At 38.1% G+C, this 669-nt stretch carries 1 protein-coding gene; it reads left to right on the forward strand.

Translation table 11 applies throughout. The features are described 5' to 3' along the window. A partial coding sequence (locus tag ACH2AZ_RS12490; RefSeq protein ID WP_394908099.1) for a group II intron maturase-specific domain-containing protein occupies positions 1-582 on the forward strand: 582 nt, incomplete at its 5' end. Positions 583-669 lie beyond the last annotated feature (87 nt).

Below are 669 nucleotides of genomic sequence, written 5' to 3' on the forward strand. Positions count from 1 at the left end.
CGGTATGCCGATGATGTGATACTACATTGTAACACAAAAGCCCACGCAGAGCAACTATTAAAATTAGTGCATCAAAGAATGGATTCGGTAGGATTAGAGTTACATCCAGAAAAGACAAAAATAGTCTATTGCCGAGACTATAAACGAAAAGAAAAACACCCAACAGTTAAATTTGATTTTTTGGGATATTCTTTTCAGCCTAGAACTGCCTACTCCAAGAAAAAGGGTAATCTGTTTTTGGGATATGACTGCGCTATAAGTATTGCTTCAAGAAAACGAATTGCAGACAAGCTCGAAGAACTCAAGGTAGACAAGCTTACTTTTAAAAGTATTGTAGGAGTAGCACATTATCTTAACCCGATGATTAGGGGATGGGTGCACTATTATGGTAAATTTAAGCTGTATGAACTTACAAAAGTCTTTCGACTACTTAGTAGGCGATTGGTATGGTGGGCAAGGAAAAGGTATAAGCGATATAAAACCAGTATTAGGAAAGGGTATAAATGGTTAGCCACGGTAAGGGAGCAATTTCCAACTTTGTTTTACCATTGGAATTTCTCTCAAATAAATAGTATTGCTTAGATTTGTACAACAAGAGCCGTGTGAGGGGAGACTTTCAAGCACGGTTCTGTGAGAGGCTTAGGGTGAAATTCCCTTTGTCTACTCGAT

The organism is uncultured Mesonia sp. (assembly GCA_947499595.1).
Taxonomy (GTDB): Bacteria; Bacteroidota; Bacteroidia; order Flavobacteriales; family Flavobacteriaceae; genus Mesonia; species Mesonia sediminis.